The organism is Niastella koreensis GR20-10 (genome assembly GCF_000246855.1).
Taxonomy (GTDB): Bacteria; Bacteroidota; Bacteroidia; order Chitinophagales; family Chitinophagaceae; genus Niastella; species Niastella koreensis.
In genome coordinates this window covers 3,425,354-3,443,329 of the sequence record NC_016609.1, presented here as the reverse complement: position 1 = coordinate 3,443,329, position 17,976 = coordinate 3,425,354, and the positions used below count along the sequence as shown (strand labels likewise).

At 45.4% G+C, this 17,976-nt stretch carries 15 protein-coding genes; 4 read left to right on the top strand and 11 right to left on the bottom strand.

Going from position 1 to position 17,976, the window contains the following annotated elements; all coding sequences use genetic code 11:
- Window positions 1-7: 7 nt before the first annotated feature.
- The 11 genes from NIAKO_RS13625 to NIAKO_RS13575 form a co-directional block, all read right to left on the bottom strand.
- A complete protein-coding gene (locus NIAKO_RS13625; protein ID WP_014219021.1) occupies window positions 8-1,378 on the bottom strand; it encodes an AMP-binding protein in 1,371 nt (456 codons plus the stop codon).
- Window positions 1,379-1,463: 85 nt separating this feature from the next.
- Complete coding sequence (locus tag NIAKO_RS13620; protein ID WP_014219020.1) at window positions 1,464-1,715, bottom strand: acyl carrier protein; 252 nt, start codon at window positions 1,713-1,715, stop codon at window positions 1,464-1,466.
- A gap of 126 nt (window positions 1,716-1,841) precedes the next feature.
- Window positions 1,842-3,227 carry an MATE family efflux transporter gene (locus NIAKO_RS13615; RefSeq protein ID WP_014219019.1) on the bottom strand — a complete coding sequence of 462 codons (1,386 nt, stop codon included), beginning with the start codon at window positions 3,225-3,227 and terminating at the stop codon, window positions 1,842-1,844.
- A gap of 2 nt (window positions 3,228-3,229) precedes the next feature.
- Window positions 3,230-5,044, bottom strand: a complete 1,815-nt coding sequence (locus tag NIAKO_RS13610; protein WP_014219018.1) for an IucA/IucC family protein — start codon at window positions 5,042-5,044, stop codon at window positions 3,230-3,232.
- Window positions 5,041-6,369: a lysine N(6)-hydroxylase/L-ornithine N(5)-oxygenase family protein gene (locus NIAKO_RS13605; protein ID WP_014219017.1), complete on the bottom strand. Its 1,329-nt coding sequence runs from the start codon at window positions 6,367-6,369 to the stop codon at window positions 5,041-5,043. The genes NIAKO_RS13610 and NIAKO_RS13605 overlap by 4 nt, the downstream gene beginning before the upstream one ends.
- Before the next feature lie 145 nt (window positions 6,370-6,514).
- On the bottom strand, window positions 6,515-8,950 hold the full coding sequence (locus tag NIAKO_RS13600) for a GNAT family N-acetyltransferase (RefSeq protein ID WP_014219016.1): 2,436 nt from the start codon (window positions 8,948-8,950) through the stop codon (window positions 6,515-6,517).
- On the bottom strand, window positions 8,901-10,454 hold the full coding sequence (locus NIAKO_RS13595) for a pyridoxal phosphate-dependent decarboxylase family protein (protein WP_014219015.1): 1,554 nt from the start codon (window positions 10,452-10,454) through the stop codon (window positions 8,901-8,903). Before NIAKO_RS13595 ends, NIAKO_RS13600 begins: the two co-directional genes overlap by 50 nt.
- A gap of 9 nt (window positions 10,455-10,463) precedes the next feature.
- Window positions 10,464-11,579, bottom strand: a complete 1,116-nt coding sequence (locus NIAKO_RS13590) for a Fe(II)-2OG oxygenase family protein (protein WP_014219014.1) — start codon at window positions 11,577-11,579, stop codon at window positions 10,464-10,466.
- A gap of 295 nt (window positions 11,580-11,874) precedes the next feature.
- The gene (locus NIAKO_RS39105; RefSeq protein ID WP_041346741.1) at window positions 11,875-12,144 is read right to left on the bottom strand and encodes a transglutaminase-like domain-containing protein; all 270 of its coding nucleotides are present in this window, start codon (window positions 12,142-12,144) and stop codon (window positions 11,875-11,877) included.
- 45 nt (window positions 12,145-12,189) lie between these two features.
- Complete coding sequence (locus NIAKO_RS13580) at window positions 12,190-12,765, bottom strand: hypothetical protein (RefSeq protein WP_172642126.1); 576 nt, start codon at window positions 12,763-12,765, stop codon at window positions 12,190-12,192.
- A gap of 133 nt (window positions 12,766-12,898) precedes the next feature.
- The gene (locus NIAKO_RS13575) at window positions 12,899-14,824 is read right to left on the bottom strand and encodes a helix-turn-helix transcriptional regulator (RefSeq protein WP_133055355.1); all 1,926 of its coding nucleotides are present in this window, start codon (window positions 14,822-14,824) and stop codon (window positions 12,899-12,901) included.
- Window positions 14,825-15,103: 279 nt separating this feature from the next.
- Here NIAKO_RS13575 and NIAKO_RS13570 point away from each other — a divergent pair, with 279 nt between their 5' ends.
- The 4 genes from NIAKO_RS13570 (at window position 15,104) to NIAKO_RS13560 (ending at window position 17,974) form a co-directional block, all read left to right on the top strand.
- Window positions 15,104-15,997 (top strand): beta propeller repeat protein, encoded by an 894-nt coding sequence (locus NIAKO_RS13570; RefSeq protein ID WP_014219010.1) that lies wholly within the window; start codon window positions 15,104-15,106, stop codon window positions 15,995-15,997.
- Between the two features lie 39 nt (window positions 15,998-16,036).
- Complete coding sequence (locus NIAKO_RS38490; protein WP_014219009.1) at window positions 16,037-16,183, top strand: hypothetical protein; 147 nt, start codon at window positions 16,037-16,039, stop codon at window positions 16,181-16,183.
- Window positions 16,184-16,193: 10 nt separating this feature from the next.
- Window positions 16,194-16,916, top strand: a complete 723-nt coding sequence (locus NIAKO_RS13565) for a hypothetical protein (RefSeq protein WP_014219008.1) — start codon at window positions 16,194-16,196, stop codon at window positions 16,914-16,916.
- Window positions 16,917-17,086: 170 nt separating this feature from the next.
- Window positions 17,087-17,974: a DUF4349 domain-containing protein gene (locus NIAKO_RS13560; protein ID WP_014219007.1), complete on the top strand. Its 888-nt coding sequence runs from the start codon at window positions 17,087-17,089 to the stop codon at window positions 17,972-17,974.
- Window positions 17,975-17,976 lie beyond the last annotated feature (2 nt).

Sequence of the window (17,976 nt, the reverse complement as noted above, 5' to 3'; positions counted from 1 at the left end):
CCTTCTGCTACGCTTGGAGACTAATACTCATGTAATCAATTTTCCCATTCGATGTAAGCGGCATAGAGGGCAGGTATTTAACCTGCACCGCTGTGGGATGGATATTCAGTTTTTCTTTTAAAAGCTGTTTGATGGTCTCGGTTTCCAGCTGGTCGTTTACATGCGTTACCAACAGGTATTTATCGTTTATGCCCGTACACACTACGGTTTGACCGCCCATCGCATTTTTCAGGATCAGTTCTATTTCATCGAGGTTGAGGCGGCTGCCGAATAGTTTGATGATGCGTTTGATTCTTCCTGTTATATAATAATAACCTTCCTCGTCCTGGCGGGCCACATCGCCGGTATACAGTTTATCTGTTTTGTGCCAGCTGCTTAAATCGGCCGGACTGTTCACATAGCCGCCAAACACATTGGGTCCATAATAGATCAGCTCGCTGGTGTCCGCGTCTATCTCGAAACTCCCGTTTTTTATGGGGCGGCCAATAGACGCAGCTTTCGTAAGCAGTTGCTCCTGCGGTAACCAGGCCATGCGGCCTGCCGCTTCGGTTTGACCGTATTGCGCAATGAACTGTTTGTTGTAGGTGGTAACATAGCGAACGATCTCCTGGCGCAATGCCTGGTTAAGGATGCCGCCGGTTTGCGTCATATACCTGAGTGAAGGATGATCTTTTTTAAAGAACCCGATCCGTTGCAGCATTTCATATACATAGGGCACGCCGCCAATGGTGCTGCATTGGTATTTGGTAAAGTCGGTCCAGAAACCGGGTTGCAGCAGGTCTTTATTGGTGCAAAGAATGGAACCTGCCGCCATACAATTGGTAGTGAAAATAGATAATCCATAAACAAATACGATAGGTACATTCAGCGGCACTACATCTGTTTTTTTAATGGGCATGTAATCAAGAATGGAAAAGGCATTTTGTACCAGGTTCTCATTGGAGAGTTTTACAAATTTGGGCGAACCCGTACTGCCGGAGGTGCTCAGCAGCAGTTTTATGTTGGAATGAATGTCATACTCCGCCGGCGTTTTTCTTTTTAATAATTGAATGGTGAGTGAGGCAACAACGGCGTTGTATCCAAAGGCCGCCACCCGCCCCGGATCGTAAATATAGCAGGGGGTATACAAAGCTTCCAGGTTTTGTTTGAACGAAGGATGCAGTTGCACGCTTAACAATACTACGGTGAAGGGACTGTTCAAAAAATTCAACAACACTTCTGCCGACGCGATGCTGTTATCGTTGTAAATAAAAACCAGTCCCTGCCGGTTATCTACAGGCAGGGATTGGTGAAAGCTGCGCACAGGCACCGCGTGGCCGGTTTGCGCATCTATGAAAAACAGGTCTTTGTTGTTTAGGATGTGTTCGTATAAGGTCATGGGAAGGCTGATGTGATAATGTGATAATTCGATAATGTGATAATGCAATACAGTTTTAGTGAGTGCTTCGCGTAAGCTAAACTATTTATGAAATAGCTTTCTCTTCTACATTGTATTTCTTAAGCAGCTCTTTTATTTTAGCTACGCTGCCCATGGTTAACACGTCTTCGAGCTCGATGGTAATGCCATAAGCTGCTTCCAGTTCTGTTACCAGCACCAGGTGCGATACGGAATCCCACTCGGGAATGCTTTGGTATTCCAGTTCGTCGGTAATGTCGTTTGCAGGAATGCCGAAAGCTTTGCTTATTACTTCCTGTAGGTTTTGTTGTGGATGCATTTTGTTTAGTTTGATGTTAATGATATTTTATGAATAAGGCTGCAAGCTTTAAGCCGTAAGCTGTAAGCAAATACAGGGTTGCCGCGACGGCTTACAGCTTAAAGCTTACGGCTTACAGCTGTTGCTTCACACCTTTATCCGCTGCCACTTCCCCTTCCGGAATACCACAATACAGGCAATCGCCAGTACCAGTTCCGAAACAAGAATGGCAATGAAAATTCCCTTTGGTCCACAGTTGAGCACAATGCCCAGCAGCCAGGCCAGGGGTAATTGGGTGCAATAAAACATGAGAATGTATAACAGCGATACCTGCCTGATATCGCCGGCTGCATTTAAGGAACGGGCAATCACCATCGTATACCCAAGCAAAATATAAGCCATGGAAATGAACCGGATATACAGGATGCTGTAGCCGACCACCTCAGGTACATCGGAATACAAACTGACTACAGGCCGGGCGGCAAAGAACCAGGCTATAGCAACTGCTATCAAAAAGCACATGTTGATGGAACCGGCTTTCCATACGGTTTGCACCGCGCGTTCCGGCTGTTTGGCGCCCAGGTTCTGCCCGGTGAGTACACCGGCGGCATTGCCAATGCCCCAGGCAGGCATGGTGGCAACAGAGGCCACCCGTTGTGCAATGATGTAACCAGCCAGGGCATTGGACCCGAAATGCGATACGATCTTTATCATAAACAACCAGCTGGAAGCCGGGATCATGTATTGCAAGGTGCCGCCGGTGGCGTGCTTTATGATCTTCTTCATGATGGCAGGAACCAGTAACAACTGCGCTTTACCAATGGTGACGATGGTTTTGCCACGTAACAGGTACCACGATTGATACCCTACACCGGCAATTCGTGCCAATGCAGTTGCAATAGCAGCGCCGGTTAAACCCATGGCGGGGAAGCGTCCCCAGCCGAAGATAAAAACGGGACATAATAAAATATTGAGTCCGTTCGAGAGCCAGAGGGTGCGCATGGCCAGGGCGGCATCACCCGATCCCCGGAAGATGCCATTGTTAGTGATCCGGATAATGATGAACAACGTACTGCCAAACATGATTTCAGCAAACAGTTTGCCTTCATTGATAAGTGCGGCAGATAAACCCATACAGCTTAATATTTGCTGGTAGCATACACATGTTACTATGCTTATGACCAATGAGATTCCCAGCCCGATATAGATCACCTGCATGGCCGTGAGGCCTGCGGTTTTGGGTTTTTGTTCCCCAATACGCCGGGAAATAAGCGACGAGGCCGACACGCTCAACCCAATAGAGACCGAATAGGAAAAAGTGATCACCGACTCTGTAGTACCCGCAATGGAAATGGCGTTGGCGCCCAGTCTGCTGATAAAAAACAGGTTGGCGCAAACAAACAACGATTCCATCACCAGTTCCAGCACCATGGGCACCGCCAGTAATACAATGGCCCGGTTAATACTGCCCGAGGTAAATTGTTTTTCCTTACCCGTCAACGCCAGTTTCAACAGCTCAATGGTTTGTTTCATAATTATAAGGGAAGAACGGGTTGTTTAATGGCTGCCAATGGATTTTGCAATACGCCGCCTTTTCGCGGAATGGCAAAGCTGGTCTTTTCCTCATACGCATTGCCCAGCAGCCGCACACTGTTGATATAAAACCGTTTGAATTCCGGTACAAACAAATTGTATTTCGTGAATTTGTGCGCCAGGGCGGGATGCGCTTCCTGGTACTCGAGGATCACCTCACACACCTGTTGCCAGAACTCGGTTTCGGTATACCCATCATACGTATGCAGCACATTACTTAAGTACCGGAAAAAAGCGTCAAAAACGCCCAGCAAAATAAACAGCGGTATATTGTCTTTGTTGGAAGAAGCGATCATGCCCTCAGCAAGGTCTTTAGGCAGTTTTTCTTTGGCTTCTTCGGTCAATACAATGTCATCCACAAAATCCTTGATGATGATGCGCACCGGCACATCGTTCTTTAATACAAGGATAATGTTTTCGCCATGAGGCGTTACACAAAGCGAATGCCGGTAATAGATCTGCAACAAAGGTTTCAGGTAAGCCTGTAAATAAGCCAGCAGCCACTCGTCTGTTGTAAGGCCGCTCCGTTTCACCAGTTCACCAATCATAGAATGCCCGGCATCATCAACATACAACAGCGAGGCCATGGTAATGAGGCGTTCGCCGGGTTGCAAATATTTAGCGGCGCTTTCCCGCCACAATACACCCAGGAATTCTTTATACTGGTAAGGCGGATCAGCGATGGCCTGATAATACGGATGATGATAACTCACCGTGGCAACTTCACCCAATAAAATCAAACCCAGGCTTTGTAAGTAGGCATCCTGCTGCAGCATCTCCATAACCCAAGTGGTAACGCGGGGTGCAATGGCCATTTGTTTAGGCGAGAGTCCTCTGATATTGCCCGTACTTAAGACCGAAATGGCGGTTTTTACGTAATGCTTCTCCGGCCAACTGGTATTATAAAATGTACGGATGCTTTGTTGTGGAGAATATACATCTTCACCCGTGCCTAAGGGAATCAACAGTTTGTTGGCGATTTCCATAGCATATTGCACCAGCAGTTTGTTGTTCCATTGCCAGGGATGAACCGGGATGAAGGTATATTCAGCCACATCGCAATTCAGATCGGTAATGATCTTTTTAAATGAATCAACCGTTGCCTTACCCAGTTCCTGTTCAAAGAACGATTGTTCATCAATGTGGTTCAGGCAACAGAAACCGGCGCGGCTTTTATGCACGGCGATCCAGCTGAGTTGAACAGGCTGATCGGCTTCCGGCGCATATTGCGAATACTCGTTGTAATTGAAACCCAGCCTGCTCTTGTTTACGATCACCCAGGGATGACCGTCCATTTGGTGTTCTGCTGTCTGGTAATCCGCCGCTGCCAATTGGGCCGCTGTATAGCGGCCGCGTTTATCCAGATAAGCGTCTGCATACAAAGTATGCAGCAGCTCTTCAATATAGTGCGCCAGCGTAAATGGACGGATGCCAAAAGTATTTTGCAGTTCTACAAAAAACAGACAGGCATCCGTGGCTATGGAGGGTACACCGTTCTCACTCCGCTGGATACCAGTGGCTTCAATTTGCCAGTAATCGAGCAGGCGTTTGTAACCGGTGAAAGTATATTCAATGTGCGCATGGTCGGTTGCTAACCGGAAATGCGTACGGCCGTCTTTATCTTCCGAAACAACAACGGGTTGGGCCACTTCTTCGTGCATCAGTTCGGCAAGGCTCTTGGCCAGCAACCGGTTGTTCACTTTTTGCCAGATGGCTATTGAAAGCGGGCCTGTGCCCGCTAATGGTTTGTTGATCATAATTGTGTTTTTAAATAGTAGGAACCCTGAGCGTAGTCGAAGCGCGGTTCTTCCGTTCCGAAATTCTGAAAGGCGATGCGTTTTTCAACCTTATACACTTCCCCGCCACACACCTTATTTATGATATGCGCATTGCGATAGGCGCCCATGCCCAGATCGGGTGTTACAAAACCGTGTGTATGCAGCTCAACGTTCAGAACGAAGATCTCCCCGTTATTTACATCGATGGTGTAATCGCGCTGCACCTGCAATAAACCATCTGGTTGCCGGTTGATGCGTTCGGCTATACCCTGCAGAAATGCCGGTTCCCTGTACTTATAACCAGTGGCCAGCACTACGTAATTGGCCTGGCATCGATACGGTTCCTGTTGTTCGGTTTCTGTAAACAATAGATCGCAGGTATTGGCTTCATTGGCCGGCAGGATCTGGTCAAGCCGCATGTTCGATCTGATGTTAACCCGCAGCGGCGCATTGTCAACACTCATTTCATACAACTGATCAAAGATGTTGTTGATAAGATCGTAGTTGATGCCCTTGTACAGGCTGTTTTGTTTGGTAAGTAATTTCCTTCTTCTTTCTTCCGGTAAATTATAAAAGTAGTCTACATACTCGGGTGAGGTCAACTCCAGCGTCAATTTTGAATACTCCATTGGATAGAACCGGGGCGAACGGGTAAACCAGCTCAGCTGCAACCCCTGTTGGGTGGCTGGCAACAGGTCCTGGAAAATTTCAGCGGCACTTTGTCCCGACCCGATCACTGCCACCGAGCCACTGTTTTGCAGTTGGTCTTTGTAGAGCAGGTATTGCGATGTGTGAATCACCCCGGGCAGTTGTTCAATGAATGCCGGAATATAAGGCTGGGTGCCCGTTCCCAATGCCAGCCGTTGGGCATAAAAGGTTTCCGGTTTATTGCTTTTTGAATGGCGTACGGTTACTTCATACAACTCATTTACAAAACGAATATCAGTTACCTCGTATCCAAAGCGACAATTGCTGAGTTGTTTGGCCACCCATTGACAATACAAATTGTATTCTTTTCGCAGGATGTTGAAGTTCTCCCTGATATAAAAAGGATAGAGCCTGCCGGTTTGTTTGGCAAAATTCAGAAAACTGTATTTGCTGGTGGGATCTGCCAGCGTAACCAGGTCGGCCATAAAAGGAACCTGCAACGTGGCATTCGGCAGCATTAAGCCCGGGTGCCAGTCAAACGATTCCGACTGATCGAAGAATAAGGCGCTTACTCCGGCCACTGGTTCTATTAAAGCAGCCAGCCCTAAGTTAAACGGACCAATACCTACTCCTATTAATGAATATGTTGTTTTCATTTGCATTTTTTTAAGTGTGGTTGACTATTATAAAGCTGCGGGTAAAAGCCTAAAGCTGAAAGCAGAAAGCTGCTGCTCTCAGTTCAATCTTTCTGAATAAAGTCAGACAGATCGAACACCGGATTGGGCTTTAGGCTTTTAGCTTTCAGCCTTTGGCCTGTATTAGCCCGTATTCCGGAAACCTGGCCCAGAACCATTCTCTGTAACAAAAATTCAGGTTGGCTTTTTTGTGCGGCATTTCTATCACTTTGTCAATCCTGAACCCAACATGCATTTTGTTCATAAGGGAAGCCAGTGAATCAACGGAACCTTCGCCTACCATTTTGCCTACCTGCGGTTGGGCAAATACATAGTCAACCATACACTGGGTAAATGGCGACACGTATTTCTTTTTGGGATCAACCGGGGCAATGTATTGATGCGTGCCATAGTCGGTAGGCAATGCTTCGTAATATTCACCCACCAGGTCACGGCAGGCCCAGTACACTTCAAAATAACAGGTTGGTTCACCATTGGCTTCACCAATATAGGCGTACAAAAGATCACCAGCCAGCAAGGTGCGGTAATAGGTTTCCAGTTGACGGATGGGCCAGTTCATTTGCCAGATCTTTATGGCATGCTCGCGATGGAACCATTCATGCAACATGTCCAGGTCCCGTTCAAGATCAATAGGCCGGAAACTAATGGTCACCCCTTCTTTCGGAAAATACCGGTTGTAGCAACTCTCCTTTGAAGCCGGGTTAATAAGCGTATCGCTAAAGAAATATTTATGCAGAGGATTGTAATACGTACGGTACACGGCCGGGTTGGTACGCGGCGCACTGGCTTCATCCATATTGTTCAAACTGGTAAGCAGGTTGCCCTTGGTGTTTAGCTTGTGCGCTGTTAAAAAGTGATTCACCAAACCGGTGGTATCGCTGTCACGCAGAGGCAATAATAAGTCATATGTCAAACCTAATAAGGTGCGCTCATCCGCTAATTGGTGTTTACCAAAGGCGTTTATCAACCCAAACAGGTTGTTGCTGATGAGGTAATGGTCCCAATAGCGGTACATGCGTTCTTCGGGAATAAACGAGCGGCTGTTGCTGCCAAAATCGGGAATGGCCTGCAGCAGGTCATTTACTTTTCCCTCCCGGAAAAAGAAGCCCTGGTTATCGCGGAAAATGATCTTAGCCGGGAACAGGTTGTCATTCAACTCCAGCAAAATATTTTGTTGATGGTATTCACTCCCCAGGCCAAAGTCATTAAATATACCAATCAATGGCTGCACACAAACGCGGAGGTACTGGCTGAACCAGTCGATGGCGGTTTCCCTGACAGGTTTATTTTGCCTGCCGGCTGCTTCATGAATGATATTTACAAGACGTGGAAGCTCATTAGCAATGCTGTCCTGACTGAGAGCAGCGATCAACGATATATTCTTTTGGGCCGCACTTCCTTTAAAGACATTCCGGCGCACACTGGTGGTAAATCCATTGATCACTTCGCCATTCCAGCTTACCATAATGTAACCAGGGTCGGTAATAAATTCCACCTGGGGATATTGTTGCTGCAAGGCTTTGCCCCAATTGGTTTTCATCAGTCGCGCAGCATCATGCCCGCGGTATAACTCATGCGGATAGTTGACGCGGTAGGAATTGGTCATCTTCACATGCAGCGATAGTTTATACATCCAGTCGCTTTGTTCGTTGTAAACCGTGCGGACAGAAGAGGTGGGTGCATATAAAGCGCCTGCTTCGCCAATGCTGTACACCATTCCTTTTGCCAGCATCTCCTGCACGGCTGGTTGTTGCAGCAAATACACCGCTTCCCAGGGATGCGTGGGTACTACTTTATAGTCATAGTATTCCCGAAGCATTGTTTTGGCTGCAATGGGCAGTCCGCTGGCCAGCAACTCCTGTTTTAGCCAGTCGCATGGCAATGTTGTTTCTGTGGTTTTCTCTGTTACACAATCCGGATGAATTAAAAAGTAATGGAGCGGAAAACGGGCCTGTGTTTCCGGAGAATAACGCAACAGGTCGTCGGTGGTAAAACCTTCTCTTGTTTTGGTAAGCGGATGCAGATTATGCCCCAGCAGCAGGGATTGCTCTGCTTCGATAAAACTTTGTTTTGCCCGGGTAATTGCCGGCTGATTGGTTGCCTGCCTGTCGAGAAAGATACCGAGGTTATCGATGCTGTTTTGCATCAGGTAAGCAGTACGTTCTGCATCAACATCCGGATACATTGTTTTTGCGTATTGCGTAACCAGTTCCAGGAAACGGAACGGATTTATTTCCTGCAGGTGATCGGTGGCCAGTTCTTTTTCGGCCACGGGGAAATAAAAACTATGGATCCCGGTTTCGGAAAAATATTGTAAAGGCGCATACACTTCATAGCCAATAGCCGTGAAGTCAATGCGGATGTGCCATGTTTGGCCGGTATGCCGGAACCACTCAGCCAACGCTTCGTCGTGTTTGGGTATGCCTTCATAGCGACTCCAGTTGCTGAACTCACGGCAAAAACTGTTGAGGAGCGCCGTGTAATTGATCTGTTCAGCTGTATGCCGGTGTGTGTTGATGGCGTTGCTCGTAATCTTTTCCATGCTTTTGTATGATGGTTAAAATGTGTTGAATGTGTTGAATAGTCGTAAGCGGGTTCAGGATGGTAAACTTCAGGTAGAACTGTCCGTTCACTTTCGTGCTGGCCACCAGTACCTCGCCATTAAAGAACATGGTTTGTTTGATGTGTAAATTCATGGCACAGGGATCTACCTCGCCTGCGTGTTGCGGCAGATAGCGGAACACCAGTACACCCAGGTCGGAATGGCTGAGTAATTCAAACTGACCCGATCCCTCAATAAGACAGGCCGCCTGTTCTGTTGTGTCGATGATCCTGTCTGTATACCGTCCCAGTTTTTGTTTACCCATGAGCCGGAGGGTGAACCATAATTTCAGCGCATCGAAACGGCGGGTACTCTGGGTGATCGATTTATTGATCTGCGCCGGTAAGGCATCATAATCCTGTTCTTTGGGATTCAGGTAATCGGCGTGGTGTTTAATAATGTTGAGGTGCAGTTTGTTCTTCACCAGGAAGGCGCTGCTGCTGATGGGTTGAAAAAACGATTTGTGGTAATCGATGGTCACTGAATCGGCCTGTTCAATACCGTTCAACAGGTGACGGTATTTTTCCGACAGCAATAAACCACAACCATAGGCAGCATCTACATGCATCCACAGGTTGAATTGTTTGGCAATACGCGCAATCTCCTGTAATGGATCGATGTTCCCGAAATCGGTAGTGCCGGCCGTGGCCACAATAGCAATGGGAATATTGCCCTGTTCCAGTTCATTGAGAATAGCCTGCTCCAGTTTCCTGGCATCCATGCGGAAACGCTCATCGGTGGCCACTTTTACAATAGCCTGTTCACCAAGTCCCATCAGCGAAGCATTTTTCTGGTTGCTGAAATGCGCCTTTTCCGACACAAAAATCCTGAACCGGTTCGCGTTAACCGGATGACCATCCAGTTTGATATTATGACCTAAATAAGTAAGCGCATAATAATCGCGGGCCAGCAAAAGGCCCATCAGGTTGCTTTGCGAGCCACCACCGGTGAATACGCCATCACACTGGTTGTTGTAACCGAGTTGTTCGCCCGTCCAGTCGATGAGTCGGCGCTCGATGAAAGTACCACCGGCGCTTTGGTCATACGTGTCCTGCGAAGAATTAATAGCGCTGATAATTACTTCCGCGGCCAGGGCTGGTATTACCACCGGACAATTCAAATGTGCTATGTATTGCGGTAAATGAAAGGCGGTGGCGTGTTTGATGTATAGCGCATTTACTTCTTCAAAAACGCTTTTATAATTGGACAGCGGTTTATCAAGACTGATCTTGTCAAACTCGGCCAGCAGGGTGGCTGGTTTTATCCCACTGAATGGTTGTTTGTTGTTCTTTAAAAAGCCCGACACCTGTTCTGCCGCAGCCCTAAGGGCCAGGCGGTATTCGGTTTCGGTTCCTTCGTAAAAGAGATCGTTCAGGGAGTTGTCGTCCATTTCATTTTCGGGCAACTCCGTGGCGTATATGGAGATCAGGGTTTGTTTTTCCATTGGTGCTGATTATTGTTGTGAATGAAACAATTTGCCGTAGTGTTCTTCCATAATGAAATACGGGTCGTTTAACTGGGTCACCGACTGAATATTGATGAGGCTGGTCTTGCTCATCATGCGTAACATCAACCGGCGTTCACATTTTACCAGCTGACCGTTTTCATTACGATAACCGGCCACAAATGAATTCCGGCCATGCGCGCACAAATGGTTGTTTACAAAAATGAGATCGCCCGAATCGGGCACGAAATCATTGTAGATAAGTTGTTTGGCTTCGTCCCAAAAACGCACCAGGTTGTGCATGGCTTCCGGCGTTTGTCCGGCCTTTTCGTTGTAGATCTGTTCCGCGGCATCGAAGCGGATAAAGGGCCGTTCGCGGTTACCGTATAAGATAGAAGTGGTCACTTCCTCGCCGGCATTTTCATCGTCGGCATAATTCGCATCCTTCGGACACTTATAAATGGGTTTGAACAGCTCCGCCATGATGGCGTTGGTATCGCCATGCGACCGGATCGAATATAACGTAGATGGCACCTGTTCTTCATTCCGCAGGAACAGGAAGCTGAGAAAATCGGCCTGGTTAAATAAGAACGCATCTTCGGTATGCACAAAAAGATCGGTGCGCGAGCCGGAGCCGGTTTGCGTATGACTCATTTTTTCATCGGGAATAACGGCATGCAGTAAACCACCGCCTTTTCGCTGCGCATAATATTGTACTGGTTTTGATGGAATGGCGCCATGCAGCAGCGAGCAAATAAATCCATATTTAACAAGCTTGCTGTAATCGGTTTCTTTCCACGAGGGCGGGGTAGGGCCAAGCGCCTCCTGATCTACTTCTGTAAGGCCTCTGAACACCAACGCGCCGTATTGGTGGCGCGAGAAGTCGGTACCAAAACGGCTCAGTATCCCCGCAATACGTTCCGGTAATAACTGAAAAGCATTCAGGTGCAAAGCGGAGATGAAATCAGGATGTTCATAATGGCCAAAGGCTTTTAATAAGATATTGGCCACGTTTGAAATGGAGGCACGCTCCTTCGGTGTAACGTCAACGATCAATGGACTCAAAGGTGGCGGTAATACGCCGGGACTGTTAATGCGTTGTCTGGATTCAATGATAGTTTCCATACTTGTATGTTTAATGGTTTGGTTTTATTAGTCAATACAATCCCGGTCTGATCCGCAACGTGCGGACAGACGTAGTTCATGCACTCATTTTTTAACAGTGAATCAGGCGAACCCGTAACAGGTCGCAAGAAATATCCGTTAACAGACAGGGAGAATGCTGTACTGCTTGCGGGGGTTACTTTATAAAACTTGATTGTTTACAAACGTGCTGCGTATGCAGACATTTGTTGTCGGAAGGAGGGGTGCAATTTATAAACTAAAATCAATTATCGTTTACGCGAAGAGGAAATTAATTTCACGTTGTCACAAACGTAACATTGGGTTTATATATAAACAAAGAAGGCGACTCAAAAGTAAGAGGCGCCTGAAACAGGCCCGAAGTTGGGTCAAGGCCATTCCAACCGGCGCCAGGCACATATACTTCAGCCCAGGCGTGCAGGTCGGTAAAATCACTGGCAGTATCCGAAGGGCCATCCAGCGATTGTTCATCTGCTTTCAACTGCACCAGGTAACCCGATACAAAGCGTGGGGTAGTGTAAACAATTTCATAAGGAAAAGCGTTCATAGCAGAAAGTTTGCTGACAACTGAGGGGCATAATGGAGATTTCCCTTATAAGGGAGCGTGGATATAAACATTAAGATAGAACAATGCCATGCCGTCATAAGCAAGCACCAGGTTATCTGCATCGCCGCTTTGCCTGGCCGTTTGCAAACATAACTGCGCATACTTTTTCTGATTTGGCAGATCGTTCCTTGAACCATAATTGCCGGCCAAATAATAATAAACAAAAGACTCATAGCTATAGGCTTTTGTTCCTTCAAGGAACTTCAATGCCTGCAGGTAGGTTGCTTGCGCTTCATGCGGCTCTCCCGTGATATCCTGTATCCAGCCTTTTCTAAACCACGCAATACCTTTAATACGTCTGTCCGTTGTTCTATACGCGTACCATATAGCACCGTCTGCTGCCTTTTGCGCCAGATCCATATTGTTATTCACATACCGCAAGTACACCAGGGTGGAATAAACAAACGATTTATACCTGGAAGGGTCCTGCTGCAATTGTTCACACAATAGCAGGGCGTTTTCTGCGATGCGGATGGCATTTTTGGTATCAGTAATTGCTTTAGATTTTGCCAGTAGCGCCATGGTGGTAATGCGCTCTCCGGGCGGAAGGTCCTGTCGCAAAAGTCTGTTGCTTAGAGAATCGGTAATGAACTGCGCCCGGATTTTTTCAAAAGGTATACAGAATAAAATGATAAAAAGACTTATTCGACTGATTCTTTTCATATAATAAAACGTCGCAAATGTAGAATGGATGCTATTTCACTCGGCCAATATATTCATCCAGGTCATCTTCTTTACCTAACCCCAGTTTTAATTTGATGCGGTAACGCGCCATCAAAATACTTTTGGGCGCAACGCCTAACCGTTGGGCAATTTCTTTATTGGTTAACCCAAGGGAAATATAGGAGCAGTGTTTGAGATCTAACCTAGACAAGGTATTGGAAGACTTTTCTTTCAGCTTCTCAAAAAACTCCGGATGAATATTGTCAAAGTCGGCTTTATAGGAGGCTTGCGTATCATCTATTCGCTTATCCTGATCAATGATATGGTTGATCTGCTTCAATACAGCGCCCCCGTTTTTATTTTCCTCAATCTTCTTTTGCAGGGTCTGCAGCAGCTCGTTCTTTTGTTCTACCTGTAAACTACCGGCCAGCAATTCTTTTTGCAACCGCTCCTGCCGTTCCTTTAATAGCTGTTGCTCTGCCTGCAGGCGCATAGCTTCTTCTTCTTTCAGACGGGCATGCAGCGATGCAGCTGCGTTTTCATTCTCCAACAGTTTTTGTTGATGCAAAGTTGCTTTTAGGCGCAATTGAAAAAAGCGCACAATGAACAATAACGCAATGATAGACGCTATAGCCAGGGATATATACAGGTAGTTGAGTTTCCTGTTCAATGCGGCGGTGTGACGAAGCGTTTTCAATGCCGCCTCTTTCTTTTCCGATTGATACTGGGCTTCCAGGCGATTGGTAATTGCCAGCTTATCTGCATCGTATAATAGCTGGTGCTGAGAATAAAATTGCTTATAATATTTTAGGGCAGCCGTGGGGTTGCCCATTTTTTCATACAGCTTTGAAAGCCCCTCCATAAATTGAGCCATACTCCGGGGGTTGTCAACGGCGTAAGACTGAAACACCGAAATCCCGGTCAATAACAACTCTTCTGCTTTCTTATAATTACCCTTCGCTATTTCATAATCGCTCATCATGGCATAACAGGCTGAAAGAACAGAAAGCTGCCGGGTCCTCAGCGATGCATTCAGGGCAATTTGCAAATAGTGCCATGCGGTATCCTTGTATTTAGCAGGAAAATATTCCTCATACAGGTCAGCCGTGTTTAAGGCAATTACCCCCAGGGTACTTTGAATTATTATATGGTCCCCATGTTCGGCGAAGAGTTGTATGCCCGTTTTATTATAAAAAAGCGCGGAATCCAGTAACGCTCTTTTTTCTGGTTGTTTCTTGTACGAATAATGATACCAGGTTGCCATTGCCTGATAAGCAGAAGCCAACTCATCAGCATCGCCGCTTTGCCTGGCTGTTTGTAAAGCCAGTAGTGCATATTTTTTCTCATTCACTAAATCATCCCATGCGGCATAAGTGCCGGCCATATTATAATAAACAAATGATTGATAAATATAGGCGTCTGTTCCTTCCAGGTATTTCAATGCCTGCAAGTAGGTTGCCATTGCTTCGTGGTCGAATGCCTGAATATCCTGGAGCCATCCTTTTCTAAACCAGGCAAAACCTTTAATGCGCCTGTCTGAAGTCTTATCTGCGTACCACAAAGCACTGTCCGATGCTTTGTGCGCCAGTGGCATTTCCTCATTTATAAAATGTAAGAACACCAGGTGGGTATAAACAAGCGCCTGATACCGGGCATCGGGTAGCTGCCGGCTTAACGATAAAGCCTTTTCAGCGATTCGCATGGCACTTTTTATATCAGTAATCGATTTGGCCCTTGCCAATAAGGCCATGGTGGTAACACGTTCTTCAGGTGGAAGGTTCTTTTGTGTTAGCCTGGTGCTCAATGAATCGACAATGAACTGGGCCCGGGTATCTACAAAGGCTATACACATTAAAAGAATAAGGCATACTAAACCGGTCTTCTGCTTCATATAGTAAATGGATCTACTGCAAATGTACACTTGTAGTGTATTGGTAGTGCGTATTTTCCCGGTCATGTAGATTATTTGTAGTAGTCCGGTACTTACATTCTTTGTTGGCTGGGTCTATTTTTGAGGGAATACAGGGCCGGTGATATGGTTTTAATATGATACCTGTTTCAAATGTGAGCATCAATGTATTGTTACATTAATACTTAATAAATAATTATTCCGTTTATCCGGAAATAGATGTGAAATGGACAGGTATTCTGCAATATCCAGATACCCCTGATAAATACGATTGACATGTTAACAGGAGATAGTGATACTATTACACATAAATCCTTACAATAAACTATGGCAAAGATCAAAGACTCATCCAAACACATGCAATTTGCACAAGCTGCAATTGGTTCGCGCAACCGCATCTGGTTTAGTGGGGAAGAAGAAGACCTGTTCAGATTATTGCAGTTAAAAACCGACAAGTGGTCCGTAAAAACACCCGACTGGAATATTGTTTCGCTTACAGGAAAAGAAAAAGATGATGGCGATTTTGAAGTGATCGTATTAGGCAGTAATGGTGAACTAATAACCGGCTTTCCGGGCGGATTTGAAGAATCGCATCTGGATGCAAAAAATAAGACGCCTGAAAAAACGGGCATCCTGAGAGATATTAAAATAATTGGTGACGTTGTAGTGGCGGTTGGTATGGGTCCGCAGGTATATCTCAGGAAGAAAGCTAAATGGAGTAATATATCGCCTGTGGCAAAAGACGATAAGAAAGCGGATAGAGGATTTAATGCCGTAGACGGACTGAAAGAAAATGAAATAGTTGCCGTTGGGTACCAGGGCGCTATCTGGCTGTATAACGGGAAGGTGTGGAAGCAAATTGAATCAAATACAACAAAACCCCTTAACGCAGTGCTGTGTTTACCATCGGGTGATATATATGTATGCGGTGCTTCCGGTACTATATTAAAAGGAAATGCGAAGGGCTTTTCTCCCATTGAAAACAAGGTCACCTCCGATAATTTTTATTCGTTGGCATACTTCAGGGAGAAGATCTATGTAAGCACGCTTACTTCGTTGTATGTTATCAATAATGGGAAGCTTGAAACGGTAAAAGAGCTGACCGGCTATACAACGGGACATCTGTACGCACATGATGATATCATGATCAGCACAGGCGTCCGGCATATACTACTCACAGAGGACGGCGTAAAATGGAAGCAGGTGTTTTGCGCGGTTTGACAATTCCCTTTAAACGATATCATGATAACCTAAATAATAATGGACATCGAAAAAATAAAAGCATTTAGGCGTTTATATGTTGCCACTGACCAACAGATGAGCGGCGTTGAAGAAACCGGTAATGGCGGCCCGTTTGATGATTTAATGAGTGAATTAGAAATAAGGATGAGAGGACTTACTAAGTAAATGTTGAGCAATGAGTACTGTAAATCCGCGGCTCCTTACCAAAGAAGAAATCGATCAATGCTTTGATCTGGAACGTTACTATACGAACTATCTGTCACTGTACTATATGTACTACCCAATTGGTCTTCTCCAAATTACCAGGGTCATTTTCTTTGATGGAGATACCAATATTAAAGGCAATCTGGATGCTGGTTGGGTAATAGCCCAACTGGAAAAATTGAACGAAGATGCCTCACTGGACTTCATTTTAATTTTGATCAATGGTAACATTATGGTTGAAGGCGATATCTGCATTGGCGATCATCATTTACCATTGATCGTATTAGGTAACGCACATTGCGATGTGTTGGAGAACAGACATGACTATATTCATATTACCGGCAATGCATATATTAAGTATGTCTTCCGTGGGGGGTATTATAACCATGGTTCTGTTAATGTAGATGGAAATGCTTACGTGCCATATGTTTTGAATGACAACTATAGTTCACCTTTCGCTCCCGAACCTTTCGTTCCCGAAGGGGCTGTCTTCATTAGCCTGGCTTACCGGGATAATAGAGATACCATCAAATATGATTATACAAGAGAAGATTTAGCAGAAGTAATCATTCCAGCAGCCTTTAACGGCGAGGGAAATGTAGATGAAAAGAAATTTATTGAGATAGTTAAATCGGGGCAATCACCTTTTATTGATGGAAGAAAACCCGGGACTATTGACAATATATGGTCTTAAGATTAGTAAAACAAATAGTGGGCGCCGTAAAAGATGCATCAAAAATTGATGTACAAGCTACCGATGCACTTGGTAATACCAGATGAAGCGATGGCTTAAGGCGAAAGGAATTATAAAATAAGGAAGAAATAATACAATTGAAAAATATTAAATACCTGAAACAATCAAACATGAAACAAACATTCAGACAACGGCTTTGGAAATCCGGTAAGTGGTATATAGCATTATTCTTCCTGATGCTGATATTCCGGTTAATATATGGCTATGTTATTACAGACATGTCATCTGGCAACGACTATACCAATAATTTTTTCAGCAGTGTAGAGAATTTAAGAAAGAACTACGCATCTGATAATAATAAAATGATGATGAAATCGGATGTCGTTCAACAGGCAAGTATCGCATCCGCCCAGAAGTATGAGAAAACGGCCACGGTTAAATCAAAGACGTCGCAGTTTGAAAAGGATGTAAATGATATAAAAAAGATAACGGCGTTTTTTGCCGGCGTTATCCAGTATGAACAAAATACAGGCAATAAAGGCAGCAGGCAAATGCATTGGCTGATTGGGATTAATCCGGAAAAGTTCGACAGCTTCTATTTGAAGATCCAGGGTATTGGTCAGGTGAGATCTATGGAGATCACAAAAATTGACAAAACAAATGAGTTCCGGCAATTAAATGCAAAGAAGGCTTCTCTTGAAAAAACGCTGGCATCTTTAAATGAGTTGAAATCAAGAGGTGGGGCCATCAGCGACTATGTTGCATTGCATGACAAGATCCTCGAAATAGAAACGCAACTGCAGGAGTTGGGGGTTGAGCTGGGTAATTTTGATACCGAGAATGAATTCTGCACCGTTCGTTTTTCGCTGTATGAAGGCGCCCCGGACAAGAAGATAAGCTTTATGCGCCGGCTTAAAGTTGCGTTGGAATGGACGATAAAATATTACGCCATTTTAATATTCAGCCTGTTAGGGCTTGTTGCAACCCTGTTTATTTTACTGTTAGTGATTGATAAGCTAAAAGTGATAAAAATGGTGACGAATAAACTGGAAGAATAATT

Bases quoted from the DNA above. Each gene is read 5' to 3' on its own strand.
- NIAKO_RS13625 (WP_014219021.1), bottom strand. From the start codon at position 1,378: ATGACCTTATACGAACACATCCTAAACAACAAAGACCTGTTTTTCATA.
- NIAKO_RS13620 (WP_014219020.1), bottom strand. From the start codon at position 1,715: ATGCATCCACAACAAAACCTACAGGAAGTAATAAGCAAAGCTTTCGGC.
- NIAKO_RS13615 (WP_014219019.1), bottom strand. From the start codon at position 3,227: ATGAAACAAACCATTGAGCTGTTGAAACTGGCGTTGACGGGTAAGGAA.
- NIAKO_RS13610 (WP_014219018.1), bottom strand. From the start codon at position 5,044: ATGATCAACAAACCATTAGCGGGCACAGGCCCGCTTTCAATAGCCATC.
- NIAKO_RS13605 (WP_014219017.1), bottom strand. From the start codon at position 6,369: ATGAAAACAACATATTCATTAATAGGAGTAGGTATTGGTCCGTTTAAC.
- NIAKO_RS13600 (WP_014219016.1), bottom strand. From the start codon at position 8,950: ATGGAAAAGATTACGAGCAACGCCATCAACACACACCGGCATACAGCT.
- NIAKO_RS13595 (WP_014219015.1), bottom strand. From the start codon at position 10,454: ATGGAAAAACAAACCCTGATCTCCATATACGCCACGGAGTTGCCCGAA.
- NIAKO_RS13590 (WP_014219014.1), bottom strand. From the start codon at position 11,579: ATGGAAACTATCATTGAATCCAGACAACGCATTAACAGTCCCGGCGTA.
- NIAKO_RS39105 (WP_041346741.1), bottom strand. From the start codon at position 12,144: ATGAACGCTTTTCCTTATGAAATTGTTTACACTACCCCACGCTTTGTA.
- NIAKO_RS13575 (WP_133055355.1), bottom strand. From the start codon at position 14,824: ATGACCGGGAAAATACGCACTACCAATACACTACAAGTGTACATTTGC.
- NIAKO_RS13570 (WP_014219010.1), top strand. From the start codon at position 15,104: ATGGCAAAGATCAAAGACTCATCCAAACACATGCAATTTGCACAAGCT.
- NIAKO_RS38490 (WP_014219009.1), top strand. From the start codon at position 16,037: ATGGACATCGAAAAAATAAAAGCATTTAGGCGTTTATATGTTGCCACT.
- NIAKO_RS13565 (WP_014219008.1), top strand. From the start codon at position 16,194: ATGAGTACTGTAAATCCGCGGCTCCTTACCAAAGAAGAAATCGATCAA.
- NIAKO_RS13560 (WP_014219007.1), top strand. From the start codon at position 17,087: ATGAAACAAACATTCAGACAACGGCTTTGGAAATCCGGTAAGTGGTAT.